This window comes from Gordonia sp. SGD-V-85 (assembly GCF_001456905.1).
Lineage (GTDB): Bacteria > Actinomycetota > Actinomycetes > Mycobacteriales > Mycobacteriaceae > Gordonia > Gordonia hongkongensis.
This window is the reverse complement of sequence record NZ_LNQO01000003.1, coordinates 165,371-190,338: the sequence shown is the minus strand read 5'-3', so window position 1 is coordinate 190,338 and position 24,968 is coordinate 165,371. Positions and strand designations below refer to the sequence as shown.

Annotated in this window: 22 protein-coding genes and 1 pseudogene; 7 read left to right on the top strand and 16 right to left on the bottom strand. The window is 69.1% G+C overall.

Annotation, left to right across the window (positions count from 1 at the left end; genetic code table 11):
* Positions 1-151 precede the first annotated feature (151 nt).
* The 3 genes from cobG to AS181_RS04750 are packed head-to-tail and all read left to right on the top strand — an operon-like array spanning position 152 to position 3,559.
* Positions 152-1,312, top strand: a complete 1,161-nt coding sequence (gene cobG / locus AS181_RS04760; protein ID WP_058250443.1) for a precorrin-3B synthase — start codon at positions 152-154, stop codon at positions 1,310-1,312.
* Between the two features lie 13 nt (positions 1,313-1,325).
* Positions 1,326-1,949: a precorrin-8X methylmutase gene (locus AS181_RS04755; RefSeq protein ID WP_058250442.1), complete on the top strand. Its 624-nt coding sequence runs from the start codon at positions 1,326-1,328 to the stop codon at positions 1,947-1,949.
* An 11-nt stretch (positions 1,950-1,960) separates the two neighbouring features.
* Entirely contained in the window at positions 1,961-3,559 is a 1,599-nt protein-coding gene (locus AS181_RS04750; RefSeq protein ID WP_058250441.1) for a precorrin-2 C(20)-methyltransferase, read from the top strand.
* Here AS181_RS04750 and AS181_RS04745 read toward each other — a convergent pair.
* The 4 genes from AS181_RS04745 to AS181_RS04730 are packed head-to-tail and all read right to left on the bottom strand — an operon-like array spanning position 3,512 to position 7,126.
* On the bottom strand, positions 3,512-4,276 hold the full coding sequence (locus AS181_RS04745; RefSeq protein WP_058250440.1) for a cobalt-precorrin-6A reductase: 765 nt from the start codon (positions 4,274-4,276) through the stop codon (positions 3,512-3,514). The two genes, AS181_RS04750 and AS181_RS04745, sit on opposite strands and share 48 nt — an antisense overlap.
* A complete protein-coding gene (gene cobM, locus AS181_RS04740) occupies positions 4,273-5,049 on the bottom strand; it encodes a precorrin-4 C(11)-methyltransferase (RefSeq protein ID WP_058250589.1) in 777 nt (258 codons plus the stop codon). The genes AS181_RS04745 and cobM overlap by 4 nt, the downstream gene beginning before the upstream one ends.
* On the bottom strand, positions 5,046-6,332 hold the full coding sequence (locus AS181_RS04735) for a bifunctional cobalt-precorrin-7 (C(5))-methyltransferase/cobalt-precorrin-6B (C(15))-methyltransferase (RefSeq protein WP_058250588.1): 1,287 nt from the start codon (positions 6,330-6,332) through the stop codon (positions 5,046-5,048). Before AS181_RS04735 ends, cobM begins: the two co-directional genes overlap by 4 nt.
* Positions 6,329-7,126, bottom strand: a complete 798-nt coding sequence (locus AS181_RS04730) for an SDR family NAD(P)-dependent oxidoreductase (RefSeq protein WP_082652863.1) — start codon at positions 7,124-7,126, stop codon at positions 6,329-6,331. Before AS181_RS04730 ends, AS181_RS04735 begins: the two co-directional genes overlap by 4 nt.
* A 63-nt stretch (positions 7,127-7,189) precedes the next feature.
* Here AS181_RS04730 and AS181_RS04725 point away from each other — a divergent pair, with 63 nt between their 5' ends.
* From AS181_RS04725 to AS181_RS04720, 3 genes and pseudogenes are all read left to right on the top strand, one after another.
* Complete coding sequence (locus tag AS181_RS04725; RefSeq protein ID WP_058250439.1) at positions 7,190-7,591, top strand: PPOX class F420-dependent oxidoreductase; 402 nt, start codon at positions 7,190-7,192, stop codon at positions 7,589-7,591.
* A 289-nt stretch (positions 7,592-7,880) separates the two neighbouring features.
* Positions 7,881-8,386, top strand: a pseudogene (locus AS181_RS25745) (hypothetical protein); the annotation flags it as partial.
* A 148-nt stretch (positions 8,387-8,534) separates the two neighbouring features.
* Positions 8,535-10,142 carry an HNH endonuclease signature motif containing protein gene (locus AS181_RS04720; protein ID WP_058250586.1) on the top strand — a complete coding sequence of 536 codons (1,608 nt, stop codon included), beginning with the start codon at positions 8,535-8,537 and terminating at the stop codon, positions 10,140-10,142.
* 178 nt (positions 10,143-10,320) lie between these two features.
* Here AS181_RS04720 and AS181_RS04715 read toward each other — a convergent pair whose 3' ends face one another.
* Positions 10,321-11,487, bottom strand: coding sequence for a M24 family metallopeptidase (locus AS181_RS04715; RefSeq protein WP_082652862.1), 1,167 nt, complete (start codon positions 11,485-11,487; stop codon positions 10,321-10,323).
* A 54-nt stretch (positions 11,488-11,541) separates the two neighbouring features.
* On the opposite strand from AS181_RS04715, the gene AS181_RS04710 reads away from it, so the two are divergent.
* Positions 11,542-12,498, top strand: coding sequence for a 5'-3' exonuclease (locus AS181_RS04710; protein ID WP_058250584.1), 957 nt, complete (start codon positions 11,542-11,544; stop codon positions 12,496-12,498).
* Between the two features lie 93 nt (positions 12,499-12,591).
* Here the strand turns inward: AS181_RS04710 and AS181_RS04705 are convergent, their stop codons facing one another.
* The 11 genes from AS181_RS04705 to dop form a co-directional block, all read right to left on the bottom strand.
* On the bottom strand, positions 12,592-13,509 hold the full coding sequence (locus AS181_RS04705) for a DUF4333 domain-containing protein (protein ID WP_058250438.1): 918 nt from the start codon (positions 13,507-13,509) through the stop codon (positions 12,592-12,594).
* A 211-nt stretch (positions 13,510-13,720) separates the two neighbouring features.
* Complete coding sequence (locus tag AS181_RS04700) at positions 13,721-16,531, bottom strand: DEAD/DEAH box helicase (RefSeq protein WP_058250437.1); 2,811 nt, start codon at positions 16,529-16,531, stop codon at positions 13,721-13,723.
* Positions 16,528-17,445: a twin-arginine translocase subunit TatC gene (gene tatC / locus AS181_RS04695; protein WP_091344258.1), complete on the bottom strand. Its 918-nt coding sequence runs from the start codon at positions 17,443-17,445 to the stop codon at positions 16,528-16,530. Before tatC ends, AS181_RS04700 begins: the two co-directional genes overlap by 4 nt.
* Positions 17,446-17,538: 93 nt before the next feature.
* Positions 17,539-17,811, bottom strand: a complete 273-nt coding sequence (tatA, locus tag AS181_RS04690; RefSeq protein WP_058250435.1) for a Sec-independent protein translocase subunit TatA — start codon at positions 17,809-17,811, stop codon at positions 17,539-17,541.
* An 83-nt stretch (positions 17,812-17,894) separates the two neighbouring features.
* Positions 17,895-18,866, bottom strand: a complete 972-nt coding sequence (locus AS181_RS04685) for a helix-turn-helix transcriptional regulator (protein ID WP_058250434.1) — start codon at positions 18,864-18,866, stop codon at positions 17,895-17,897.
* Positions 18,866-19,858: a helix-turn-helix transcriptional regulator gene (locus AS181_RS04680; RefSeq protein WP_058250433.1), complete on the bottom strand. Its 993-nt coding sequence runs from the start codon at positions 19,856-19,858 to the stop codon at positions 18,866-18,868. The genes AS181_RS04685 and AS181_RS04680 overlap by 1 nt, the downstream gene beginning before the upstream one ends.
* A 68-nt stretch (positions 19,859-19,926) precedes the next feature.
* Positions 19,927-21,285 carry a Pup--protein ligase gene (gene pafA / locus AS181_RS04675; RefSeq protein WP_004019052.1) on the bottom strand — a complete coding sequence of 453 codons (1,359 nt, stop codon included), beginning with the start codon at positions 21,283-21,285 and terminating at the stop codon, positions 19,927-19,929.
* Between the two features lie 75 nt (positions 21,286-21,360).
* Entirely contained in the window at positions 21,361-22,152 is a 792-nt protein-coding gene (prcA, locus tag AS181_RS04670) for a proteasome subunit alpha (protein ID WP_058250432.1), read from the bottom strand.
* Positions 22,149-23,030: a proteasome subunit beta gene (prcB, locus tag AS181_RS04665; protein ID WP_058250431.1), complete on the bottom strand. Its 882-nt coding sequence runs from the start codon at positions 23,028-23,030 to the stop codon at positions 22,149-22,151. The genes prcA and prcB overlap by 4 nt, the downstream gene beginning before the upstream one ends.
* Positions 23,027-23,218, bottom strand: coding sequence for a ubiquitin-like protein Pup (locus AS181_RS04660; RefSeq protein WP_004019064.1), 192 nt, complete (start codon positions 23,216-23,218; stop codon positions 23,027-23,029). The genes prcB and AS181_RS04660 overlap by 4 nt, the downstream gene beginning before the upstream one ends.
* A gap of 194 nt (positions 23,219-23,412) precedes the next feature.
* On the bottom strand, positions 23,413-24,912 hold the full coding sequence (gene dop, locus AS181_RS04655) for a depupylase/deamidase Dop (protein WP_058250430.1): 1,500 nt from the start codon (positions 24,910-24,912) through the stop codon (positions 23,413-23,415).
* Between the last annotated feature and the right edge of the window lie 56 nt (positions 24,913-24,968).

The window sequence follows — 24,968 nt, the reverse complement described above, 5'->3', positions numbered from 1 at the left end:
CAGTGCGAGGGACTGGTCTGACTTCCGGATGTCCGGCCGATGCCGACCCCCGGTCACAGTGGCGCGACCGCGCCGGAATCGCACCGGCTTCAGCCCGCTCGCGGTGCGTTCAGCCTACGGCCACCGCGCCCGCCGGTCGTAGGCTGGTGGGATGAACCAGCCAGCCCGGGCCGCCACCGACCGTTGCCCAGGCGTCTTCGACACGCACCCGGCGGCCGACGGCGCGTTGGCCCGTGTCCGGCTGCCGGGCGGACGGATCCGTCCGGACCAGCTGGAGATGCTCGCCCGGGCCGCCGCCGACCACGCCGACGGGCACCTGGAGCTGACGGTGCGCGGCAACCTCCAGCTGCGCGGGATCACCGACGTCGAAGCCGTCGCGCAGGCCGTCGTCGCCGCCGGGCTCGCGCCGAGCAGCAGCCACGACAAGGTGCGCAACATCGAGCTCAGCCCCCTGACCGGCCGCATCGGCGGCGTCGCCGATGCGCGTGCGCTCGCCGCGGCCCTCGACGACGCCCTGCGGGCCGACCCGGCCGCCGCCAACCTGTCCGGCCGCTTCCTGTTCGGCATCGACGACGGGCGCGGTGACATCGCCGGACGACGACCCGATGCGTGCGCGGTGATCCGGGGCGGCACTCCCCTGGCCGCGGATGTGCTCATCGGCGGGACGGCCGTCGGATCGGCCACCGGTACGGAGGCGATCGTGCGCGCGCTCATCGCGGTGGCCGCGGGTCTGGGCGAGGTCTCGCCCGGCGCCTGGCGGGTCCGCGACCTCGACGACGTCTCCCGGCGCCGGCTCACGGAACTCATCGCCTCGACGCTGGATCCCGTCATCGGGGCCGACCCGGACGCGGCACCGGTCGCTGCGGGGGAACCGATCGTCGGTTGGTTCGACCAGGACGACGGCGCGGTGCTGCTCGGCGCGGTCGTCGAACTCGGACGCTTGCCGGCCCGACTGGCGGAATTCATCGCGGGTGTGCAGGCGCCGGTCGTGATCACCCCCGACCGCGAGATCCTCCTGTGCGACCTCGGCGAAGGCGTGGCCGAAACCGTTGTCCGCGTGCTCGCACCGATGGGTCTGATCTTCGACGCCGCTTCGCCATGGGCGCAGGTCAGCTGCTGCGTGGGAGCCCCGGGTTGCTCGTCCGCGCACGCGCCGGTCCGGGACGACCTGATGGCCCGGGTGCAGGACGGCGACCCCGTCGAGGAGCGTGAACACTGGGTGGGCTGCGCCCGTGGCTGCGGGTCGCCGGCGGAATCGCACCTGTCGGTGCAGGCCACGCCCGACGGCGGATACGAACGGCGGCGCCGTTAGGCTCGTTCCCACCATGACCGAGTACCTGCGTGACGGCGCCGCGATCTACCGCCAGTCCTTCGCCACGATCCGCGCCGAGTCCGATCTCTCCGCGTTCGCACCCGACGTCGCGACCGTTGTCGTCCGCATGATCCACGCGTGCGGCCAGACCGACCTGACGCGCGACGTGGTCGCGACGCCCGGTGTCGTGGCCGCCGCGCGCGGGGCCCTCGAAGCCGGCGGCCCGATCCTCTGCGACGCGAACATGGTGGCGTCCGGGATCACGCGTAAGCGTCTCCCCGCGGACAACGAGGTGCTCTGCCACCTGTCGGAACCCACTCTTCCGGCTCTTGCCGAGAAGATGGGAACCACGAGGACCGCTGCGGCACTGGAGTTCTGGCGGCCGCGCCTGGAAGGTGCGGTGGTCGCGATCGGCAACGCGCCGACCGCACTGTTCGCGCTCCTGGACATGATCGACGACGGCGCACCGCGTCCCGCCGCCATCGTCGGGGCACCCGTCGGTTTCGTCGGCGCGGTCGAATCCTGCGCGGCACTGGCCGAACGCGACGACCTCGAATTCATCACGGTCACGGGCCGGCGCGGCGGGTCGGCGATCACCGCGGCCGCGGTCAACGCGCTCGCGACCCCGCAGGAATGATGGTGGACCTTATGAACTCTGACAGCACCGCAGCCGGACAGAAGTCAGGTCCGGGCACGCTCTACGGCATCGGACTCGGCCCGGGTGACAGCGAGCTGATGACCGTCAAGGCCGCCCGCCTGATCAGCACCGCGGACGTGATCGCGTATCACTCTGCGCGACACGGCAACAGCATCGCGCGATCGGTGGCCGCACCCTACCTGCGTGACGGCCAGACCGAGGAACGTCTCATGTACCCGGTCACCACCGAGACGACCGACCACCCCGGCGGGTATCAGGGCGCGCTCGACGACTTCTACGCCGAGAGCGCCGAACGTCTCGCGGTGCACCTGCGCGCGGGTCGCGATGTCGTCCTGCTCGCCGAGGGCGATCCACTTTTCTATAGCTCTTATATGCACATGCACAAACGCCTGGCACCGCATTTCGACGCCGAGATCGTGCCCGGCGTCACCTCGGTGAGCGCGGCGTCCGCGGCGTCCGGGGTCCCGCTCGTCGAGGGCGAGGAGACGCTGACCGTCGTGCCCGGCACCGCGTCGACCTCGGAGCTGCTCTTCCGTTTCCGGTCCGCGGACGCGATCGTGGTCATGAAACTCGGTCGGACCTTCGAGCGGGTGCGCGACGCACTCCGCGAGGCCGGGCGTCTCGACGAGGCCTTCTACGTCGAGCGCGCCTCGACGACCGTCGAGCGGGTGCTGCCGGCCGCCGACGTGAATCCCGCGGAGGTGCCGTACTTCTCGATCCTCGTCGTCCCGGGACGTCGCAACAATCCGAGGTTCGAGCCGGAGCCCGTCCCCGGTGAGCTCGTCGTCGTGGGGCTCGGACCGGGTCACGACAGCTGGACCACCCCGGAGGTCCGCGCGGAGCTGGCCACGGCCACCGACCTCGTCGGTTACACCACCTATCTCAAGCGCGTCACCCCGCGGCCGGGGCAGCGAGTACACGCCAGCGACAACCGGGTCGAGGCCGAGCGGGCCGAGTTCGCGCTCGACCTCGCTCGACGCGGCGCTCGCGTCGTCGTCGTCTCGTCCGGTGATCCCGGCGTGTTCGCGATGGCCGCCGCGGTCGCCGAGGTCGCCGCACAGCCCCGGTGGCACGAGGTGCCCGTCCGTGTGGTGCCCGGCGTCACGGCGGCGACCGCGGTCGCCGCTGCCGTGGGAGCGCCCCTCGGGCATGACTTCGCGATCATCTCGCTCTCCGACCGGTTGAAGCCGTGGTCGGTCATCGAACGGCGCATCCGAGCCGCACTCGGCGCCGACCTGGTGATCGCCATCTACAACCCGGGCTCGGCGAGCCGCACCTGGCAGGTCGGGGCCCTCAAACACACTCTCTCGCAGACGGTGTCGCCCGATCGCGTCGTCATCCTCGGACGGGACGTCGGTGGTCCGGAGCAGCAACTCATCACGACCACTGTCGCGGACTTCGATCCCGCGGTCGTCGACATGCGCACGATGATCATCATCGGGTCGTCGGCCACAAAGGTCGTGCCGCGCGCGGCCGGAACGTTGGTGTTCACGCCGCGCAGTCACCACCCGGTCGACAGCGACGATCACACCGCCGACCACTCAGCCGGACAGCTCCTCGAGCCAGTTCCGGGCGGCACCGACATCTGAAACGACCGGCGTGTCGGGTTCGGCGGGCCGGTCGACCATGATGACCGCGATGCCGAGTTCGGCCGCGGCCGCCAGCTTGGCGGAGGTCAGCGTTCCGCCGCTGTTCTTCGTGACCAGCAAATCGATGTCGTTGTCACGCAGCAGCTCTCGCTCCGACCGGTGATCATAGGGCCCCCGCGAGCGCAACACCTCGTGATGCGGCGGAAGCGCTCCGGTCGGGGCGTCGACGACCCGGATCAGGAACCACGCCGAATCGATCCCCGCGAAGACACCGACGTCCTGGCGCCCGGTGGTCAGGAAGACGCGGCGGCCCCGGGCGGCCACCTCCCGCGCGGCAGCGGGCAGGTCGGGCACACGGATCCACGTGTCGGTGTCGCCGGGCACCCACGGATCCCGGCGCAGCCGCAACAGCGGGACACCCGCATCGGCGGTGGCTCGCGCCGCGTTGCGGGTGATGGTCGCGGCAAACGGATGGGTCGCGTCGACCACTGCCTGAATGCGGTTGCTCTGCAACCACTCCCGGAGTCCGTCGGATCCGCCGAACCCGCCGATGCGCACCGGACCGACCGGTAGACGGGGGTGTTTCACCCGGCCGGCGAGGGAACTGATGAACGCGATGTCGGTGTCAGCGAGGGTCGAGGCGAGCGCACGCGCCTCCCCGGTCCCGCCCAGGATCAGGACGTGCGGAACAGGATCCGGCGGGCTCTGGTCGGTCACGACGTCGAGTGGCGATCAGCGCGGAGTTTGGTCATCCGCGCATGCGAGTACAGATAGCTGTCGGTGACGTCCGACCGGCGCGGACCGAGCACGTGACCGACGAAGATGACCGCGGTCCTCCGGATGTCGGCGGCGTCGAGGGCCTCGGGCAATCGGTTCAGCGGACACCGCACGATCTGCTCGTTCTCCCGACTGGCGAAAGCGACTGTGGCGGTGGGGCAGTCATCGCCGTAGTGCGGGGTGAGCGCCGCCACGATCTCCTCGGCCCGATGGGCTGCGAGATGCAGCGCGAGTGTCACCCCCGTCCGGGCCAGGGTCGCGAGATCCTCCCCCGGCGGCATGTCCGTCGACAGGGTGGAGACCCTCGTGATCAGTAGGCTCTGGCCGACACCGGGGATGGTGAGTTCGGTGTCGAGTGCCGCCGCGGCAGCCGCGAACGCCGGGACACCGGGCACGATTTCATGATCGATTCCACGCGCGATCAGTTCCCGCTGCTGCTCGGACATCGCCGAGTACACCGAGAGGTCACCCGAGTGCAGACGGGCCACGTCGTGCCCCTTATCGACGGCCGCCGCGATGACATCGATGATGTCCGACAACGGCATCCGGGCCGTGTCGACCAGTTCGGCGCCGTCGGGACACAGGTCGAGCAGTTCCGAGGGCACCAGTGACCCGGCATAGACACAGGTCTGACACTCCCCCAGCAGCCGCGCTCCGCGCACCGTGATGAGATCGGGCGAACCCGGGCCGGCCCCGATGAAGTAGACGGTCAACGGAGCGCCTCCAGCGAATCCGCGGCGGCAGCGTGGGGTGCCGTCTTCGCGACGGCCCACTGCACGATCGGCAGCGCGGGGCGCCAGGTGTGCATCGTGCCGAGCGGTGCGACGGTTTCGACCGACAGGCGTCGTAGGTCACCGCCGTGTCGGGCGTGCCAACGCGTGACGAGCGTCTGGTTCTCCACGGTCACCGCGTTCACGACGAGCCGCCCCGAGTCCGGCAGCCTGGCCCAGACGAGCGAGAGGATCGCCTCGTCCAGTCCGCCACCGATGAAGACGGCATCCGGCTGCGGCGCGTCGGACAGGTCGTCGGGAGCCGGGCCCCGCACCGACAGCCGATGCGCCACCCCGTGCCGGGTGGCGTTGCGCCGCAACCGATCAGCGCGATCGGGATCGCGTTCGAAAGCAACCGCCACTCCCCGGTCGTCCGCGCGCAACCACTCGATCGTCACACTGCCCGACCCGGCCCCGATGTCCCAGAGGATCTGCGCGCCGCCCGGTTCCAGCGCACACACGGAAAGGGCACGGATCGTCGACTTGGTGATCTGTCCGTCGTGTTCGTAGGTGTCGTCCGGCCGCCCCGGGAGCCGGGACCGGCGGGGTCCGACGCAGTCGAGGGCGACGATGTTGAGCGGGTCGCCGGCCCGACGGCGCCAGGTCTCGGCGGTACCGGCGGCGATCTGTTCGGCCGGCCCACCGAGCTGCTCGAGGACGGTCATCGTGGACGTACCGAAACCGGCGTCGACCAGGATGCCGGCGAGTGCGGCGGGTGTGGTCTCGTCGCGGCTCAAGACCAGTACGCGAGCCCCGTCGGTGACCTCGCCGAGCACGACTCCCGGCTCGGCGCGCACCGCACTGACGATCCGGGTCGTGGCGAGGTCCCAGCCCAGACGCGCACAGGCGAGGCTCGCGCTCGACACGGCCGGATACACCCGTACCCGGTCGGCACCGACGCGCGCGATGATGCTCGCACCGACGCCGTGGAACATCGGGTCGCCGCTCGCCAGGATGTGGATCGTGTCCGGGTGAACGGCGTCCGCGGCCTCGCTCTCGACCACTTCTGCGAGGTGTTCAGACATCGGCGACCGCCACGGTCGCAGTTCGGCGTCCAGTTCGGGCACCGCGCCGTCGAGGAGCGCCAGTTGCCGCGCAGCGCCGTAGATCACGCGGGCGCGGCGAAGTTCGTTGCGGACGGTCTCGCCCAGACCGGACCAACCGTCGGCGCCGATACCCACCACGACGAATGCGGACATCACCGCAGCGGATTCCGCGGAGGTCATCGGGGCAGTCTCCGCCACACGGCACGCGGCAGTAGTCGCATCCCGAAGAACAACGGACGCAACGTCCCCGGGATCCAGACCTCGCCGCGGCCCTTGCGATAGGCATGAGCCACCGCGTCGGCGACCTGCTCGGCATCCCGCGACAGCGGGGCCGGCTTCACCCCGGACGCCATCAGGTCGCGGGTCATCGCGCCGATCACGAAGCCCGGGCGGGCCAGCAGCAGGCGAGCGCCGGTGCCGTGCAGCGCATCCGCGAGTCCGCTCGCAAATCCGTCGAGGCCCGCCTTCGTCGACCCGTAGACGTAGTTGGCGCGGCGCACCCGGACACCGGCGACCGAGGAGAAGACGATGATGGTTCCGGAGCCCTGCGTGCGCAGTACCGAAGCGAGCGGGGTGAGCACGCTGATGTGGGCGTAGTAGTCGGTGTGGGCGATCTGAAGTGCATGCGGCACATCGGTTTCGGCGCGAGCCTGGTCGCCGAGGATCCCGAACGCGATGATCGCGATCCCGATCGGACCGTGTCGCTGCGCCAACGACTCGACGAGCGTTGGGTGGCTGTCGGTGTCGTTCGCGTCGAAGGCGACGGTGTGTACCTCGGTTGCACCGGCTTCGAGCAGTCGTGCGGACTCGGCCGCGAGGTCGTCGGGACGGCGGGCCGCCAGGACGACGGTCCGCCCGGATGCGAGGCGCGCCGCGGTGGCGACGCCGATCTCGCTGCGGCCGCCGAACAGCACGAGGGCACCGGACGGGTCGGTGTCCGGACGCGCTGATGCCCATCTGCTGCGTGACGCCATGGCTGCCAGTATCGCATCGGCCCCGCGACCGACCGTGTGCGGCGTCGCGGCTAGTTTGGTGTCATGCCTCGTAACGCCGCTGATCTCGGGCCCGATGCGCTCGCCTTCCTCGTCGAACGCCACCTCGGGACCCTCACCACGCTGCGCGCCGACGGCACCCCCCATGCCGTGGCCGTCGGGTTCACCTGGGATCCCGACGCCGGCCTGGCGAGGGTCATCACCTCGGACGGCAATCAGAAGGTCCGCAACACCGAGCGGGGTGGCTACGCGGCCGTCACCAACGTCGACGGCCCGCGATGGCTGACCCTGGAGGGTCCCGCCACGGTGCGTCGTGAGCCCGAGCGCGTGCGCGAGGCCGAGCAGCGCTACGCCCAGCGATACCGGGAGCCCAGGCCGAACCCGCGCCGCGTCGTGATCGAGATAAGCGTGAGTCGCGTACTGGGTTCGGCGTCGCTGTTCAGCTAGTGCCCACGTGTGAAGTCGGACGCTGCTTGACGTGGGCGCTGGCGTCGTCAGCAGGTTCGGTCCGGTTCATTCGCATAGTCATCAAGGCCGGCCGGAACTTCCCGAACGGTGACGCACTCCGCACGCTGGTGTGACCGGCGATCTGCGACATCGAGGACAACCGGCTCGGGGTCCGAGGGTGACCTGACCCCAGATCTCGGACACGTTGAATCCGGCAACGAGCTGGAGGAAGCGAGTCGATCGATCTACGGCTCGACGACACGAGTGAGAGCGGTTTCGTCAGGACGCGGTGGACTTGTACGAGTCGACCCCCGAGGCCACGGTGCGTAATATCGCCGCCGATCTCGGCGACGAGCGCGGCACGCTGCGTCACTGGCTCGACCGCTACGGCACTGACCCGCAAGACCGTTGGCGGTCGAGTATTTCGTCGGGGAGACGAACTTGTGAGCCGTTCGGCGTTTGTCGCCGAAGCGGCTCGACACCTACCCGGTGAGGTGGCAATGCGAGCTTTTCACGATCGCGTGCTCATCGTTCACGGGTGGCGGAAGGCAGCCCTCGCGCGGGCAGCGCGGACGGAAGCTGATCATGCTATGCGTGGTCGGACTTGCTGAGCCGCGACTTCGCCGCTTGCGCCCCGAATCGGGCGTGTGTCGGAGACATCGCGTATCTGCCGATCGCTGACGGCACCAACCTGTATGAGCCACGATGACCGACTGCTACTCCCGACGGCCGGCCGGGTGGGCGGTGGCCCATCACATGCGCATCGACCTCGTCGGGTCAACGCTCGGCATCGCCGGCATCGGGGTTTCCCTCTATCACGAGGTACCGACAACTCGCTCTCGCCGAATAGCGTTGAATGACATAGCTTTTGAGATTGACGCGCGTCCATTTTGATGTACACTCGAACGTACATTCGCAGCAACGGTTCTCGGGGGAGGTGACCATGTCTGATGAATCCGCGACGCCGCAACCGCGTGCCGTCGAACTGGTGGCCGACCTCCACCGCATCCTCGACGAACTGCAGACCGTGGACCTGGCGCCGTGTACCGATACCGAGTTGGCGGATGTGGCGGCCGACACCGAGAAAGCGATCGCACGGTTGACCGTGGCCGGTGACCGGCAGATCGATCAGGTCGAGGCCCGCGACCTGCCCCGCAAAGCAGGCTGTCGGACACTCATGCAGTACATGACCCACCGGCTGCGGGTCTCCAACCCGATGCGGCGTCGTAAGCAGATGGATGCCACCGCCACCCGCACCAGCCTCGGCGGCGAGGTCCTACCACCTGAACATCCGTGCCTCGCTGAAGCGTTCGCCGCGGGTGCGGTCGGCTCCGCGCACGTGCAGGCCGCCTTGGACGTCCTCGACCGCATCCCGGTGGCCATCGACCACGACATCAAGGTCGCCGCCGAACGACAGATGGCCGAGATCGCCGCCGACCACATCCCTGCCGACATCACCCAACTCGGTGCCCGCCTGCTCGCTCACCTCGACCCCGACGGCACCCTGACCGACGACACCGACCAGAAACGACGCCGCGGCCTGTGGATCGGACGGCAACGCGCTGACGGCACCGCCAAGATCTCGGGCACCCTGACCCCCGCACTCGCCGCCCGACTCACGATGATGTTCGCTGTCTGGGGAAAACCCGGCCTCAACAACCCCGACGACCCGCAGTCTCCGTCCGGGCCCGCCGGCACCGCCGACCCCGACGCCCTGACAGCCGCCGCCGACCGCGACGGCCGCACCCCCGCCCAGACCAATCACGACGCCCTCGATGCCGCGCTGGCCGCCGGATTCGCCGACGGGACTCTCGGCACCTCGCATCGTGGGCTGCCGGTGCAGCTGATCATCAAAGCCGACCTCGGTGATCTGATTCGTGAAGCCGGCCTCGCGACCACTGCTACCGGCACCCTGCTGCCCATCCCGGACCTGATCGAGATGGCCGCCGACATCCAACCGTGGTTGGCGATCTTCAAAGACCACACCACCGTGCCGCTGCACTTCGGTAGGGGCAAACGTCTCGCCACGCGCGAACAACGCCTCGCGTCGTTTGCCCGCCCCGACGGTGAAGTGTGCTCGGCACCCGGGTGTGACCAGCCCGCCACCCACGTCGAACTCCACCACGCCCAGAAGGACTGGGCCAAGGGTGGTCTCACTAACATCGACGACCTCGCCCCGGCGTGCCCACGCCACAACCGCATGGTCGGCGACAAGCCCGGTCAATACACCACCCGCATCGCTCGGTCCGGACCCGACGAAGGTCGCTGCGTGTGGCGGTTGAACGCCGAACCCGGCGCGCCACCCAACCCCGACCGCCTCAACCGTCGACCCGACATACCCCGACGGTTCGCACACCACCTGAACACCGTGCGCGACGAGATCCACGGACCACCACCCCGGCCCGGCGATCACCCACGCCCAGACGGCCACACCCACATCGACGCACGCCGCTCATGGGCGACGATCAGCCACGTCATCGACGTCCGACCACCCCGACCCAAGTCCTCCGTCGTCGAAGCGTTCCTCGCCGAGCTTCTCGCCACCCACTAGTTCGCGTCCATAGATCAAACTCGCGATCAGCGAACTTCGACTCGCCCGACGGACCTCGATCGAATTCCAGCAGCCGAAATGACGTTCAACGGTCGGACAGGCGTGCCCGCCTCCCGGCGTCAGAGCGATGTCGTTGTCGTACGAGATGAACCGACGACGCGCGGCAGCAGTGTGAGTCCTACAGCCGGACGAGGTCGTGCGGGCGGTTGTTGAGCGACTCGCAGCCGTCATCGGTCACGACGACGATGTCCTCGATGCGGGCACCCCAGTGACCGGGCACGTAGACCCCCGGCTCGACGCTGAACGCCATGCCCGGGCGCAACGGAATGTCGTTGCCGCCGACGATGTACGGCTCCTCGTGCACCGACAGCCCGATCCCGTGGCCCGTCCGATGGATGAATCGATCGGCCAGGCCACGCTCCGCCAGGAGATCACGCGCCGCCGCGTCGATCGAGGACGCGCTCACCCCCGGCCGGACGGCGGCCACCGCCGCGCGTTGGGCCTCGAGCAGAGCGGCGTAGGCGTCGGCGATCTCGGCGGGCGGATCGTCGAAGCAGTAGGTGCGCGTGGAATCGGAGTTGTAGCCCGGCTCTACCGGACCGCCGATGTCGATCACGACGATGTCGGACCGCTCGATGACCCGGTCGGAGAACTCGTGATGGGGATCGGCTCCATTCGGTCCCGACCCGACGATGATGAAGGCCGCCTCAGTGTGTCCCTCCTCGAGGATCGCGGCGGCGATGTCGGCGGCCACCTCGCGTTCGGTGCGGCCGGGGATCAGCCAGTCCCCCATCCGCGCGTGCACCCGGTCGATCGCGGCACCCGCGCGGCGGAGCGCGTCGATCTCCGCGGCGTCCTTGATCATTCGTAGTTCGCGGAGCACGTCGGTCGCCAATTGCGGTGTGGCGCCGGTGTGTCGGGCCAGCGGGATGACGTGGAGGGCGGGCATGGAGTCGGAGACCGCGATCCGCGGCTTCGATGGCAATCCGGCCAGCGCCAGCGCGTGGGCGTCGTCGCCGTCGACCCAGTCGGCCACCTCGATGTCGAGATCACCGACCGCGGAGGACGACAGCGATGGGACCTCGAGCCGCGCGATCACCAGTCGGGGATCACCGGTAGCGGGGATCACCAGCGCCGTGAGCCGTTCGAAGGTCTCCGCCCGGGAACCGATCAGGTAACGCAGGTCCGGCCCGGGGGCGACGACCAGCGCGTCCAACTCCGCGGCGCGGGTGAGTTCGGCGGCGCGGCGGACCCGGTCGCGATACACCTGCGCCTCGAAGAGCGGCCCGGCTCCGATCCCCTCGCCCGCCGTCGCGACCCGTGTTGCCCCGCTCCCAGATGCCATGCGACGAACACTACCGCCGACTCATGACAGAGTGTGGGGGTGACGGATTCGTTGATGCTGCTCGACGGCGCCAGCCTGTGGTTCCGATCGTTCTTCGCGCTGCCGGAGAAGATGACCAGCCCGGATGGGCGCCCGGTCAACGCGGTACGCGGTTTCGTCGACACGATCGCCAATCTCGTGGTGCGCGAACGCCCCACACGCTTGGTGGTGTGCCTCGATCTCGACTGGCGCCCCGAGTTCCGCACCGACCTGATCCCCACCTACAAGGCCCATCGCGTCGCGGTCCCCGACGGCGGGACCGACGTCGAGGGCCGGGACATCGACGTCGAAGAGGTACCCGACACGCTCACCCCGCAGGTCGACATGATCATGGCTGTTCTGTCGGCGGCGGGCATCGCCACCTCGGGCGCCGTCGGTTGTGAGGCCGACGACGTGATCGGCACGCTCGCCTACGACGAGGCGAACGATCCGGTGATCGTGGTCAGCGGTGACCGGGACCTGCTGCAGGTGGTCGCCGACGATCCCGTCCCGGTGCGCGTCCTGTACGTCGGCCGCGGTCTGGCGAAGGCCGAGATGATGGGCCCGGTGGAGGTCGCCGAGAAATACGGCGTGCCGGTCGAGCGCGCGGGTATCGGCTACGCGGAGATGTCGATGTTGCGCGGAGATCCCTCGGACGGTCTGCCGGGCGTGGCCGGTATCGGCGAGAAGACCGCGGCGAAACTGATCACCGAGTACGGCAGCCTCGACGCCCTGGAGGCGGCTGCCGCCGACCCGTCGTCATCGGTTCCGACGCGGAGCCGCAAGGCACTGCTCGCCTCGGTCGAGTACCTGCAGGCGGCGCGGACCGTCGTCTCCGTGCGCACCGACGCCGAGACGATCGACAGCGGTTCGGACATCCTCCCGGCCGAGCCCGCCGACCCCGCGGCCCTCGCGGAGCTCGTCGAGGAGCTGGGTATCGGAGCGTCGGTGGGGAGGCTGGCCAAGGCTCTCGGCTGGCCCCAGGCCGGCTGAGGCCGCATGTAGCAGCCGGCTGAGGCCGCATGTAGCAGCCGGCTGAGGCCGGACGTGACAGCCTGCCGAGCCTGGAGCTCACAGCCGGTCGAGTCAGCTGGGGCGCGAGACCTCGTAGCGGCCGTCGTCGTCGATGAATGTGACGGTGACCTGCTGCTGCTGCCCGCCGACGGTGACCGAGCACGTGAACGATGCTCCGGTCTCCACCCGCTGCCCCGACGGGCACTGGACGTCGGAGACGTCGCTGGCCTGGTAGTCCTCGGTGAGGATCTTCTGCACGCCGTCCTGCGCCGCCTGCTGATCGAGGTTCTTCGGTGCCCATCCGGGGAAGAGGAATGCGGTGATCAGCACGATCGCGGCGATGAGGAGCAGCGCGCCGCCGCCGACGAACATCAGCGTCCGGGCGGTCTTGTTCGACTTCCCGGTCGCCATTCCGCTGAACTGGTCGCCGCCCCCGTATTGGTTCTGCCCGTATTGGTTCTGCCCGTATTGGTTCTGCCCGTATTGGTTCTGGGCGTACGGGTCCTGGCCGGCGGGCTGCTGGCCGTACTGTCCGGGTGCCCCGTACTGACCCGCCCCGTACTGACCCGGTCCCCCGTACTGACCGGCTCCGTATTGCTCGGCGCCATACTGACCGCCGGGCTGCCCGTAGGGCTGACCGGCCGGTTGTCCGTACTGCCCCGGTTGTCCGCCGGGATGACCGACCTGAGTCGGCTGGGACTGAGACGGGGCCGACTGGGGCGGCTGGCCCGTCGGCCCACCCGGCTGCTGGTACGGGTTTTGCTGGTAGGGATTCTGTTGGTACGGATTCTGTTGCGGCTGACCATAACCCGGGTTCTGTGACCCGGGGTTGGCGGAGCCCGGGTTGGGGGCCATGGTGGTCGGGTCGGCCTGCGGGGCGCCCGCCGGAGTGGCGCCGGGGAGGTTCACGATCTCGGTCTTGCCGTCGGGACCGGACTGCTCACCGGAGGGATTCGGCTGGGACGGGTTGGGGTTGTACGGGTCGGTCATGAGTCCCTCCCACTCGGCCGTTCACCCGGACGGGTGCCGGCGAACTGTGACGTCGCGGCAGTATCGGGGCAGGACACGCCGACACCGAATGCGGGATGAACGTTACCTCAGCGGCCTGGCACTATCAGCGAACATCGCGCGTGGCCCGGCGTCGCGTCGTCCGGTGAACCGACACCGGCCCACACTCGTCGGCGGAGGTCGACGGCGCGGTTCAGCCGAGCTCGGCGGCGACCACGCCGCGGCGGATGGCCTTGACCGCTGCCCGCGCCGTCCCACCGAGGCGCGTGTCGGAGCCCACCCCGAGTCGGATCTGTTCGAGCAGGTCCACGACCTGCCGGTTCCACCGCACGAAGTCGCCCGGAGAGAGCAGCTGTCCGCGTTCGCCCGCCAGCAACAGGGCCTCGCCGAGCGAACGACCCGACGCCCACGTGGCCACGGCGACCGAGAAACCGGTGTCGGGTTCGCGTGTCGGACTGACCCGATGACGCTGCTCGACCGCGGTGACCCGCGACCAGATCTCGACGGTCGCGGCCATCGCCGCACGCATCGAGCTGCTGCCGGGCAGGGCGTCGACCCCGCTGTAACTGTCGCGCCGGCTCTCGTAGACGAGTGCGGCGACGACCGCGGCGAGGTCGGGGGGTGACAACTCGTCCCAGACCCCGGCTCGGATGCACTCGGTCACGACCAGGTCGCTCTCGCTGTAGATACGGCCGAGCAGCTTGCCCGAATCGGTCACCATCATCGTGTGCCCGGTGGACTCGGTCGACTCGGCGACGCGCTCGAGATATCCCAGCTCGCTGAGGACGCCGACGATGTGATCGAAGGTGACCCCGAGGGTGGACGTCCGCTCCCCGATGCTGCGCTCGGCGTTGACGATGTCGCGCACCAGCCGGTTACGGCGTTCGGCGAGCCGGAACAGCTCGTCACCGTTGGACAGCTGATGTGCCGGGTGCGCGCGCAGGGTTCGCCGAAGGTTCGCGAGTTCGGTGTCGTCGGCGGCGTCGGCGCGCTTCTTCTGACGTCCGCGCGGCATCTCGATGCCGGTCGATCGCAACGCCGACGCCAGGTCGCGGCGACCGCGCCCGGTGCGTCGGTCGGCGTTCTTCGGCATCCGCATGTTGCCCAGCACCTCGGGCGGGTTGACGAAGTCGCGGGTACCGACGCGTCCGCACCAGGCGTCCTCGGTCAGTACGAGCGGCTTCGGATCCTGCGCCTGCGTGGCCGGTTCGATGATGACAGCCAGACCGCGGTGCCGGCCGACGGGTACGCCGATGACATGACCGCGTTTGAGTGCGGCCAGGTCGGCGGTGATGGCGTCGTGTGTATTGACCCGCTTGCGGTACTTCAGATCTCGTTCACGGCGGCGGATGTCCTCGCGCAAAGTGATGTAACCCAGGAAGCCCGCGTACGGACCGTCGTCCGAATCCGATTCGGCGCCACCGGGTTCCAACCCCCGAGCTTGCGCGGCGCGGGCCAGCTCGCCGTCGAGCTTGCGCAGTGCCCGTTGCGCCTCGTCCAGCTTTCGCGCCTGACCGACGACCGATCGATCGGCCTGGAACTGGGCGAACGACCGATGGAGCAGCTCACGCGCGCCGTCCAGGCCCAATCGACCGAGCAGGTTGACCGCCATGTTGTATTCCGGGGAGAACGAACTCCGCAGCGGGAACGTCCGCGCGCCGGCGAGGCCGGCGACCTCCTCCGGAACCACCTCGGGTGTCCACACCACGACGGCGTGACCCTCGACGTCGATCCCGCGACGGCCGGCGCGACCGGTCAGCTGCGTGAACTCGCCGGGCGTCAGGTCGACGTGCGATTCGCCGTTGTACTTCACGAGACGCTCGAGAACCACCGAGCGAGCGGGCATGTTGATGCCGAGCGCGAGCGTCTCGGTGGCGAACACCATCCGGACCAGGCCGCGCACGAACAGTTCCTCGACCGTGTGCCGGAAGGTCGGGAGCATCCCCGCATGGTGCGAGGCCAGTCCGCGTCGCAGCCCCTCACGCCACTCATGCACCCCGAGCACGTCGAGGTCGGCCGGCGCCAGTTCGGTGAGGTGGCGGTCGACGATCGCGTCGACCTCGCCGATCTCTGCGGGAGTCAGAAGCGAGATCCCGGATCGCAGACACTGCGCCAGGGCGGCGTCGCAACCGACACGGGAGAAGATGAACCCGATCGCGGGGAGCAGCCCCTCGCGGTCGAGTCGCGTGACGAGGTTCGGCCGGGAGAGCGCGGGTCCCCGTCCGTCGCGTCGACGGGGCGCGCCGCCACGTCCTCGGCCACGGCCGCGCGACGACTCCCGCTCGTCGTCGGCCATCAGGATCCGGTGCCGGATCTGGCGTTTGAGCTCCGGATTGACGCGCGGTCGCGTTCCGGCCTTGCGGGCCGGACCGGTGTCGGCCGGATCGAACAGGTCGAACAGTCGCTGCCCGACGAGCATGTGCTGGGACAGCGGCACCGGACGGTGTTCGTCGACGATCACCGAGGTGTCGCCGCGCACCGTCTGGATCCAGTCGCCGAACTCCTCGGCGTTGCTCACCGTCGCCGACAGGCTGACGACGCGCACCGACGGTTCGAGATGCAGGATCACCTCTTCCCACACCGCCCCGCGGAACCGGTCCGCCAGGAAGTGGACCTCGTCCATGACGACGTGGGACAGACCGTCCAGTGCCCGTGATTCGGCGTAGATCATGTTGCGCACGACCTCGGTCGTCATGACGACGACCGGGGCATCGGGATTGATCGAACTGTCGCCGGTCAGCAGCCCGACCGACTCGTGCCCATGGACGGCAACGAGATCGTTGTACTTCTGGTTGCTGAGCGCCTTGATCGGCGTGGTGTAGAAGCACTTCGAGCCACCGGCCAGGGCCAGATGGACGGCGAACTCGCCGACGATGGTCTTACCCGCGCCGGTCGGTGCGCACACCAGCACGCCGTGGCCGCCCTCGAGCGCCTCACACGCGCGGCGCTGGAAGTCGTCGAGTCGGAAAGCGAGTCTCGACGTGAACGAATCGAGTTGGGTCACAGGACGTCGTCGAAGGTCTCGCGCGCCCGCGTCGACGTACGGGTGGCGTTGGCGACCGCGTTCGCCGGCGCCGGGATCGGCGATGCCGGGGCGATCGGTTTCGTCGGCGGCAGTGGGCTGGCCTCGTCATCGGAGAGGCCCGCCCATGCGGGCGCCTTCTTCGCCTTGCGCCGGTCGAAGATCCGCGCGAACTGGATCGCGAACTCGAGCAGCACGGTGAGCGCGAGGGCCAGTGCGAGCATCGTGAACGGATCCTGGCCCGGTGTCGCGATGGCGGCGAAGACGAAGACCGCGAAGATGAGCCCGCGGCGCCAGCTCTTCAACCGGGCGTAGGTCAGCACGCCGACGACGTTCAGCGCGATGATCAGGAGCGGGAGTTCGAAGCTGACGCCGAAGATCACCAGGACATTGAGCATGAAGCCGAAGTACTGGTCACCGGCGAGCGCCGTGACCTGGACCTCGTTGCCGACCGTCAGCAGGAAGTCGAAGGCCTTGGCCACCACCAGATAGGCGAGCACCGCGCCGCTGACGAACAGGGTCGTCGCCATCGCGACGAACATGATGCCGTAGCGACGTTCGTGGGCGTGCAGACCCGGAGTGATGAACTGCCAGATCTGGTAGATCCACACCGGGCAGGCGAGGACCACACCCGCGGTCAGCGCGACCTTCAACCGGAGCATGAACTGGTCGAACGGACCGGTCGCCAGGAGGCGACACGAATCATCCGGTGTCAGCGTCGCGCGTGACGACGCAGGCAGATCGCAGTACGGCCCGCGCAGCACGTCGCCGAGCGACGGGATGCCCAGGAAGCCGTGGCTGTACCAGACGAACCCGAAGATGGTGGTGGCGATGATGGCCAGCAGCGAGATGACCATACGAGTGCGCAACTCGTATAGGTGCTCGACCAACGACATGGTGCCGTCGGGATTGAGTTTTCGCTTGCGTTGCCGCGGGTCGAGGCGTCGGGGAATCGGGAGAGTGCGCACTGGCGATGCTCCGACGCGCCCCTAAGCCGATTTCTTGGCGTCGGCGTCGCGCTGCGTGGCCGGCTGGGTCGAGTCACCAGCGGGCAGCTCGCGTCGCGCCGGATCGGTCGCTGCCGCGTCGGTGGTGGCCTGCGCGTCCTTGTCGTCGTCCTTCTGCATCTCCTTGACCTCGCTCTTGAAGATGCGCAGCGACTGTCCCAGACCACGGGCGGCGTCCGGCAGCTTCTTCGAGCCGAACAGGATCAGCAGCACGATGGCGACGATCGCCCAGTGCCACCATGACGTGAAGCCCATGAGATCACCCTTCAGTTCGGAGCAGACAGTGTCCAATGCTACCCGACACACGCCGAGCCGGAGGGGCCCAGTCGTGGCCGGTCTCAGCGATAACGCCCGCGGGCGGCCTCCGCGGTGTCGGCGACCGCGGCGGCAATCGCCGGGTCATCGACGACCCGCACGGCGCCGGCGAATCCGAGCAGGAACCGGGTGAGCCATTCCGGCGAGCCGTAGACCAACCGGGCGCGGACGGGGAGACCTGGATCGGGCCGGTCCTCGACAGTCTCGAGGGGTTCGAGCGGGTAGTAATCGAGAATCCACAGGTGATCGGCATCGATCTCGATCTCGACGGCCGGAAGGTCGGGGTCCTCGGCGACGAGCACCGACTGATTCGACGCCGCCGCCTCGGCCGGCGGACGGCTCGGCTCGTCGAGGGCGGTCGCGGTGTCGACGCGGTCGAACCGGAACAACCGCACGCCTTCGGCCATCCGGCACCAGGCCTCGAGATAGGTGTGCTGGTCCATGACCTGCAGGCGGATGGGGTCGACCACGCGGTCGGTGACGCTGTCGCGTCCGGCCGAGTAGTAGCGCAGGCGCAATGCCCGCGCTTTCTTGGTGGCCTCGCGGATCGTCGTGTACGTGGGGTTCTCCCCCGACGGCTCGGCGGGTGCGTCGGACGCTCCCGCGACCCCCGGCACCGTCGCACCCACCGCCTGCTCGATCTTGGCGATCGCCCGCCTGGCCGCCGCCACATCGATGACCCCCGGGGTCTCGACCAGCGCCCGCAGTGCGACGAGGAGCGTGCTCGCCTCCACGGTCGTCAGCCGCAGTGGCCGGTCCATGCCCGCGGTGAACCCGACCGTGACGTAACCCTCGCTGAACTCGAGCTCGATCAGGTCGTCGGGGTAATAGCCCGGTAGCCCGCAGACGAAGAGCAGCTCGAGGTCCTTCGTGAGCTGCGCTTGCGTGACCCCGAGTTCGTCGGCGGCCTGAGCAACCGAGATGCCCCGGCGGGCCTGGAAATACGGGACCATCGCCAGCAGTCGGTTGAGTCTCGACGGCGCTGCCGCGGCCATCAGACGCTCACCCCCATCAGACGGTCGAGGCTCGCGATGACGAGCTCGCGCAACTCGGGCGGATCGAGGACGACCGCGTCACGGCCCACACCCAGCACCATCCGTGCCACCGCGGTCAGCGAGTGGATGTCGAGGGTCACGATGTCGCCGGGTTCGCCGTCGAAGTCGGCGGGTTCAGTCGTCGTCGCGGCCCTGCGGAGGCCGAATGCCCGGTCGGCCGCGACCCAGATCCGCGCGACCCGTCCGTCCGAACCGGCAGCGGAATCGACCGCCGCGGAGACGATCTGCTGGAGATCGGTGCCGGCCGGGACCACGACCGCGTCGGCGGCACCGACCGCGGTGACCGCCGTGATCCGCGACAGCCGGAAGGTCCGGGTGGCGTCGCGGTCACGGTCGTGGCCGACGACGTACCAGCGGCCCCGGTGTGACACGACCCCCCACGGTTCGACGCGTCGGGTGGTCGGGGCGGCCGCGGCAGACGATCGATGTTGGAACTCGACGGCACGGCGGTCCTGGACCGCGGCGAGCAGGCCGGCGATGACCTCTTCGGAGCCGAGCGATCGTGATGACCCGCCCGAGGTGATCCCCAGATCGTCCTCGGAGCGGACATCGAGCCCGGCGGCCCGGAGCTTGAGGATCGCCGTCTGCGACAGCGTCGAGACCTCGGGTGTGTCCCACAGCGCGGCGGCCATGGCGATCGCCGCGGCCTCGTCGGACTCCAGCGAGATCTCCGGCAACTCGTAGGAGTCGCGGTCGATGCGGTATCCCTCGGCGCCGGCCGCCATCGGCGACCGGCCCGTCACGAGGGGGATCCCGAGATCTCGCAGCTCGTTCTTGTCCCGCTCGAACATCCGGTTGAACGCCTCGTCGGACTGCCCGTCGTCCGAATAGCCCGCGACGTTGCGGCGGATGTAGTCGGCGGTGACGTACTGTCGCGTCCACAGCAGGCAGATCACGAGGTTGAGCAGACGCTCGACTTTGGGGGTTGCCACCGAGTCAGGTTAGAACGTGGCCGTTCACCGCGTGCGGAGGCACGCTGGGTTCGCCGGTGACCCGGCGCTCACATCGAGGCGATGAGGCGATCGACGCGCTCGTCGACACTGCGGAACGGGTCCTTGCACAGCACCGTCCGCTGGGCCTGGTCGTTGAGCTTGAGGTGAACCCAGTCGACGGTGAAGTCACGCCCGGCTTTCTGCGCGGCCGAGATGAAGTCGCCCCGGAGCTTGGCGCGGGTGGTCTGCGGCGGCTCGTTGACCGCGGTCTTGATGGCCTCGTCGGTGGTCGCCCGGGCGACCAGCCCCTTGCGCATCAGGACGTCGAACACGCCGCGGCCGCGTTTGATGTCGTGGAACGCCAGGTCGAGCTGCGCGATCTTCGGATCCGAGAGCTCCATCGAGTACCGGTCCTGGTAGCGCTGGAACAGCTTCCGCTTGATGACCCAGTCGACCTCGGTGTCGACCTTGGCGAAGTCGTCGCTCTCCACTGCGTCGAGCATCCGTCCCCACAGGTCCACGACCATGTCCATCTCGGGGTCGGGCCGGCGGTTGGTGAGGTGCTCGACGGCGCGGGCGTGATACTCGCGCTGGATGTCGAGGGCGCTGGCCTGCCGACCGCCGGCGAGGCGCACCGGGCGTCGCCCTGTCGGGTCATGGCTGACCTCGCGGATGGCGCGGATCGGATTGTCGAGCGCGAAGTCCCGGAACGCGACACCGGCCTCGATCATCTCCAGGACGAGGGCCGCCGAACCGACCTTGAGGAGGGTGGTCATCTCCGACATGTTCGAGTCGCCCACGATGACGTGCAGCCTGCGGTATTTCTCGGCGTCGGCGTGCGGCTCATCGCGAGTGTTGATGATCGGGCGCGACCGGGTGGTCGCCGAGGAGACACCCTCCCAGATGTGCTCGGCGCGCTGGGACAGGCAGAAGGTCGCGGCCTTGGGGGTCTGCAGCACCTTGCCCGCACCACAGATCAGCTGGCGCGTCACGAGGAACGGCAACAGGACGTCGGAGATGCGGGAGAACTCCCCCGCCCGCACGACGAGATAGTTCTCGTGGCATCCATAGGAGTTGCCGGCCGAGTCGGTGTTGTTCTTGAACAGATAGATGTCGCCGCCGATGCCCTCGTCGGCCAGGCGTTGTTCGGCATCGACGAGCAGGTCCTCGAGAACCAGTTCGCCCGCGCGGTCGTGGTTGATCAGCTGGATGAGGCTGTCGCACTCCGCCGTGGCGTATTCGGGATGCGATCCGACGTCGAGATAGAGGCGAGCGCCGTTCTGCAGGAAGACGTTCGAGGACCGGCCCCACGACACGACCCGGCGGAAGAGGTACCGCGCGACCTCGTCCGGACTCAGGCGGCGGTGGCCGTGGAAGGTGCACGTGACACCGAACTCGGTCTCGATGCCCATGATTCGTCGCTGCACTTGACCAACCCTACTCGCGCGGACCGCGGCGGACCGGTCGACACGCACCGGCCGCCGCGCGCCGCGGCGTTCTCGTCACTGTTCGGAGGATGGCGTCTCACCAGGGGCTTCGTCCACCTCGGACGGTGTATCCGAGGACTGGGCCGCCGCAGCCTGCGGGAGGAGCCCTTCGACCGTGGACGTCGTGAGGCGCCGGAACGCGCGCCGTGGACGGTTGTGGTCGAGGACGGCGACCTCGAGGTCGCCCGCGGCGAGCACCCGGCGTTCGGTCGGGGTCCCGCCACCGTTGTCGGCCGGCGCCGTCAGGGCGGTGACCGCGACGCCGATCGCCCGGCCGAGCTCCATGTCGGGCTCGTAGCTGTCCTTGAGGGCCGCCGCGATCGGTTCGGTCGCCCCGCCCATCACCAGGAAGCGGGTCTCGTCGGTGATCGACCCGTCGTAGGAGATCCGGTACAGCTGCGACCGTTTCGGCTTGCCCGGACGGGCGACCTCGGCGACGCAGAGCTCGACCTCGAACGGCTTCGCCTGCTCGGTGAAGACGCTGCCCAGTGCGTTGGCGTAGGTGTTGGCCAGCGACAGCCCGGACACGTCGGCACGGTCGTAGCTGTAGCCGCGCATGTCCGCGATCTGGATGCCGGCCTTGCGCAGGCTCTCGAACTCGTTGTACTTGCCCACCGCCGCGAAACCGATCCGGTCGTAGATCTCGCTGGTCTTGCGGAGCGTGTTGGACGGGTTCTCCGCGACGAACAGCACACCGTCGGCGAACGTGAGGATCACGACGCTGCGTCCCCGGGCGATGCCCTTGCGAGCGAGCTCCGAGCGATCGCGCATGATCTGCTCGGCACTGGCGTAGTACGGGAAGGTCATCGGGCACCCCCCTCGTGCTCGGCGCTGCGGCGTTCGACGACGGCACGTGCCGCCGCCTCGATGTCGGTCGGGTCCACCTCCCGGGCCCCGTCGGCGCCGACGATGGCGGCCATCGGGAAGATCTTGCGGACCAGATCGGGCCCGCCGGTCGCCGAGTCGTCGTCGGCGGCGTCGTACAACGATTCGACGGCGATCGCGAGCGCCTCGTCGGCGGTCAGATCGGGTCGGTAGAGCTTCTTGAGCGAGGACTTGGCGAACACCGACCCCGAGCCGATGGCGGTGTAGCCACCGAACTCCTCGTGCCGGTCACCCGCGACGTCGAAGCTGAAGATACGTCCGCGTTCGGTCGGATCGTCGTGGTCGATGTCGTAGCCGACGAGCAGCGGAATGGCCGCCAGACCCTGCAGGGCCGCGCCGAGATTGCCCCGCACCATCGAGGCCAGCCGGCTGACCTTGCCGTCGAGGGTCAGCGGGACGCCTTCGATCTTCTCGTAGTGCTCGAGTTCGACGGTGAACAGCCGGACCATCTCGATCGCGATCCCGGCGGTGCCGGCGATCCCGGCCGCCGAGTACTCGTCGGTGATGTAGACCTTCTTGACGTCGCGCGTGGCGATGAGGTTGCCCATGGTGGCCCGGCGGTCCCCGGCGAGGACGACCCCACCCGGGTATGACACGGCCACGATCGTCGTGCCGTGGGGGATGTCACCGGCGCCGTCGGCGCCGCCGGCGAACGACCCCACCCGGTCGACCTGGGCCTGCGGGAGTTGTTCCGGCGCATGCGTCCGGAGGAATTCGGTGAACGACGAGATGTCGGCGCCGGCGAACGGGCCGGGGCGGAACTGGGACAGCGGGGGCAGTGAACCGAACCTGTCGCTCACTGGCCGCCCTTCTGGACGTAGGCGCGCACGAAGTCCTCGGCGTTCTCCTCCAGCACGTCGTCGATCTCGTCGAGCAGGTCGTCGGTGTCCTCGGCCAGCTTCTCGCGACGTTCCTGTCCGGCGCCGGAATCGGGGCCCACGCCCTCGTCGTCGCCGCCGCCACCACGCTTGGTCTGTTCCTGCGCCATCTGCTGCCTCCTTGAAACCGATCGCCCCTTGGCGGGCTACCGCGGTCGAGGGAGTCGGGATCGGGTGTCGCTGTCGCGGCGCTGATCCGGTGTCTCGACCCTGCGGAATCGTGTGCTCCCACACTACCTGTGGGGACGACAACTGTGGCGGAACGAAGCACATGCCGTCGGAGACGGCGAGGCGCCGCGGCCGCTCAGGTGGTGAGCTGATCCACCAGTTCGGCGGCCGAGTCCACCGAGTCGAGGAGCTTGCCGACGTGCGCCGCGGTGCCGCGTAGCGGTTCGAGGGTGGGGATACGGACCAGCGAGTCCCCGCCCAGATCGAAGATGACCGAGTCCCAGCTCGCCGCCGCGACGTCGGCGCCGAACCGGCGCAGACACTCGCCGCGGAAGTAGGCGCGCGTGTTCCGCGGCGGCTCGCTGATCGCGGCGAGCACGTCGTTCTCGTCGGTCAGCCGCTTCATCGACCCGCGCGCGACGAGCCGGTTGTACAGCCCCTTGTCGAGCCGGACGTCGGAGTACTGCAGGTCGATGAGCTGCAGACGCGGCGCCGACCACGACAGGTTCTCACGCTGGCGGAAGCCCTCCAGGATGCGCAGCTTCGCGGGCCAGTCGAGGATGTCGGCGCACTCCATCGGGTCGCGCTCGAGGCGGTCGAGCACGTCCGCCCACGTCTGCAGGACGTGTGCGGCGCGCTGGTCGTCGGAGTGCTCCTGGTCGTGGAACTTCTGACAACGCTCCAGATACTCCCGCTGCAGAGCGAGGCCGGTGAGCTCGCGACCGTCGGTGAGTGCGACCGTGGCCGTCAGCGACGGGTCGTGACTGATCGTGTGGACGGCCTGCACCGGCCGCGCGAGCTCGATGTCGGAGAAGTCGACCCCGGCCTCGATGAGGTCGAGGACGAGCGCGGTGGTCCCGACCTTCAGGTAGGTCGAGGTCTCGGCGAGGTTGGCGTCGCCGATGATGACGTGGAGTCGCCGGTATCGCTCGGGGTCGGCGTGCGGCTCGTCGCGGGTGTTGATGATGCCCCGCTTGAGCGTGGTCTCCAGCCCGACCTCGACCTCGATGTAGTCCGACCGCTGCGACAGCTGATAACCCGCCTCGTCGCCGGACTGGCCTATACCCACGCGTCCCGAACCGGTGATCACCTGCCGGGACGCGAAGAAGGTCGTGAGCCCGGCGATGACGGCGGTGAACGGGGTCTCCCGCGCCATCAGGTAGTTCTCGTGGGTGCCGTAGGAGGCGCCCTTGCCGTCGATGTTGTTCTTGTACAGCTGCAGTTTCGGAGCGCCCGGGACGCTCGCCACGTGACGAGCCGCGGCCTCCATCACGCGCTCCCCGGCCTTGTCCCAGATGACCGCGTCCATCGGGTCGGTGACCTCGGGTGCGGAGTACTCGGGGTGGGCGTGGTCGACGTACAGCCGCGCCCCGTTGGTGAGGATCATGTTGGCCGCGCCGATCTCGTCGGCGTCGATGATCGGTGCGGGTCCGGCCCCGCGGCCGAGGTCGAAACCTCGGGCGTCGCGAAGCGGCGACTCCACCTCGTAGTCCCAGCGTGTCCGCTTCGCGCGCGGTACACCGGCGGCCGCGGCATAGGCGAGAACCGCCTGGGTGGACGTCATGATCGGGTTCGCGGTCGGGTCGCCGGGTGCGGAGATTCCGTACTCGACCTCGGTCCCGATGATTCGCTGCATCCTTCGAGGGTAGATGTTCACTTGCCACCGGTCGCAACCACCGCACGTGCTGAGTA

What these genes read in the sequence shown, in the direction of transcription:
- AS181_RS04710 (WP_058250584.1), top strand. Translation starts at nt 11,542, where the DNA reads ATGCTGCTCGACGGCGCCAGCCTGTGGTTCCGATCGTTCTTCGCGCTG.
- AS181_RS04715 (WP_082652862.1), bottom strand. Translation starts at nt 11,487, where the DNA reads ATGGCATCTGGGAGCGGGGCAACACGGGTCGCGACGGCGGGCGAGGGG.
- AS181_RS04735 (WP_058250588.1), bottom strand. Translation starts at nt 6,332, where the DNA reads ATGACCTCCGCGGAATCCGCTGCGGTGATGTCCGCATTCGTCGTGGTG.
- AS181_RS04730 (WP_082652863.1), bottom strand. Translation starts at nt 7,126, where the DNA reads ATGGCGTCACGCAGCAGATGGGCATCAGCGCGTCCGGACACCGACCCG.
- tatC (WP_091344258.1), bottom strand. Translation starts at nt 17,445, where the DNA reads ATGTCGTTGGTCGAGCACCTATACGAGTTGCGCACTCGTATGGTCATC.
- cobG (WP_058250443.1), top strand. Translation starts at nt 152, where the DNA reads ATGAACCAGCCAGCCCGGGCCGCCACCGACCGTTGCCCAGGCGTCTTC.
- tatA (WP_058250435.1), bottom strand. Translation starts at nt 17,811, where the DNA reads ATGGGCTTCACGTCATGGTGGCACTGGGCGATCGTCGCCATCGTGCTG.
- AS181_RS04720 (WP_058250586.1), top strand. Translation starts at nt 8,535, where the DNA reads ATGTCTGATGAATCCGCGACGCCGCAACCGCGTGCCGTCGAACTGGTG.
- prcA (WP_058250432.1), bottom strand. Translation starts at nt 22,152, where the DNA reads ATGACCTTCCCGTACTACGCCAGTGCCGAGCAGATCATGCGCGATCGC.
- AS181_RS04660 (WP_004019064.1), bottom strand. Translation starts at nt 23,218, where the DNA reads ATGGCGCAGGAACAGACCAAGCGTGGTGGCGGCGGCGACGACGAGGGC.
- AS181_RS04685 (WP_058250434.1), bottom strand. Translation starts at nt 18,866, where the DNA reads ATGGCCGCGGCAGCGCCGTCGAGACTCAACCGACTGCTGGCGATGGTC.
- dop (WP_058250430.1), bottom strand. Translation starts at nt 24,912, where the DNA reads ATGCAGCGAATCATCGGGACCGAGGTCGAGTACGGAATCTCCGCACCC.
- AS181_RS04755 (WP_058250442.1), top strand. Translation starts at nt 1,326, where the DNA reads ATGACCGAGTACCTGCGTGACGGCGCCGCGATCTACCGCCAGTCCTTC.
- AS181_RS04705 (WP_058250438.1), bottom strand. Translation starts at nt 13,509, where the DNA reads ATGACCGACCCGTACAACCCCAACCCGTCCCAGCCGAATCCCTCCGGT.
- AS181_RS04725 (WP_058250439.1), top strand. Translation starts at nt 7,190, where the DNA reads ATGCCTCGTAACGCCGCTGATCTCGGGCCCGATGCGCTCGCCTTCCTC.
- AS181_RS04750 (WP_058250441.1), top strand. Translation starts at nt 1,961, where the DNA reads ATGAACTCTGACAGCACCGCAGCCGGACAGAAGTCAGGTCCGGGCACG.